The following is a 473-nucleotide window of genomic DNA, read 5'->3' as shown; positions in this document are numbered from 1 at the left end:
CACACGAACATGTTGACACGTTTACCCTTTGCAGTCCTCGTAGCTCAGCACGACTTGCAGCGCGTGCTGGGGCTGTTGGTCGAGCAGGGCGTAGGCCTCGGGCGAACGCCCAAACGGAAAACGGTGGCTGATCAGATCGGTCAGGCACGGACCGGGCGGGCGGTGTTCGAGCATCCGCCAGGCCAGCTGCAAACGGCGCGCCTTGGTCCAGCGGCCGGTCCGCTCCGGGGCAATACTGCTCACCTGGCTGCTGATCAGACGCATCCGACTGCGGTGAAAGCGCCCGCCCAGGTCTATGGCCGCCCGTTTGTGTCCATACCACGAGCCGATCACCACCCGTCCGGCAAAGCCGGTCGCGGCGATAGCCAGGTCAAGCGCGGCCGGATTGCCCGACAGCTCATACGTCAGGTCCGCTCCCTGGGCCGGTGCGCCGTCTTCGAGAGCCCGACCCAGCCGCTCCAGCACATCGGCCG

Annotated in this window: 1 protein-coding gene; it reads right to left on the bottom strand. The window is 66.6% G+C overall.

All coding sequences use genetic code 11. The features are described from left to right. Window positions 1-21 precede the first annotated feature (21 nt). The coding region (locus J4F42_17995) for a hypothetical protein (protein ID MCE2487411.1) at window positions 22-473 on the bottom strand (452 nt) is incomplete at its 5' end.

The sequence above is a fragment of the Desulfurellaceae bacterium genome, assembly GCA_021296095.1.
In the GTDB taxonomy this organism is placed as follows: domain Bacteria; phylum Desulfobacterota; class Binatia; order Bin18; family Bin18; genus JAAXHF01.
The sequence above is the reverse complement of the archived record's forward strand: the minus strand, read 5'-3'. Positions and strand labels throughout refer to the sequence as shown.